Genomic DNA, 539 nt, shown 5'->3' on the forward strand with positions numbered 1-539 from the left:
GCGACCGTTCGTCGGCACGTTGACGATGCAGCTGGCCACCGGCGCCGATGACGAGGTCGCGTCGTGGATTGCCGCCGGTACCCCGCCGATCTGTTTCGGATTCGGCAGCATGCCCGTGGCATCCCCGGCCGCGACGGTGGAAATGATCGGCGCCGCGTGCGCCGAGCTGGGGGAGCGGGCGTTGATCTGCGCCGGCTACAGCGATTTCAGCAGTGCGCCGTCTTTCGAGCACGTGAAGGTGGTGGGAGCGGTCAATTACGCGGCGATCTTCCCGGTCTGCCGCGCGGTCGTCCACCACGGCGGTTCAGGCACCACGGCCGCCAGCATGCGCGCGGGCGTTCCCACCGTGATCCTGTCCATGGACGCCAACCAGACCATTTGGGGAGCGCAGCTCAAACGCTTGAAAGTCGGGACGACGCGGCGCTTTTCGGCGACGACCCGGAAAACCCTCACCGCCGACCTGCGCCGGGTGCTGGCGCCGGATTACGCGGTGCGCGCCCGGCAGATCGCCAGCCACATGACCAAGGTCGGCGACGAGG

General features: G+C 68.5%; 1 protein-coding gene. It reads left to right on the plus strand.

Annotated elements, in window-relative coordinates; all coding sequences use genetic code 11:
* The coding region (locus tag A5714_RS20695; RefSeq protein ID WP_369829461.1) for a glycosyltransferase at positions 1–539 on the plus strand (539 nt) is incomplete at both ends.

Origin of the sequence: Mycobacterium sp. E2462 (genome assembly GCF_001672685.1) — a bacterium.
GTDB lineage: Bacteria > Actinomycetota > Actinomycetes > Mycobacteriales > Mycobacteriaceae > Mycobacterium.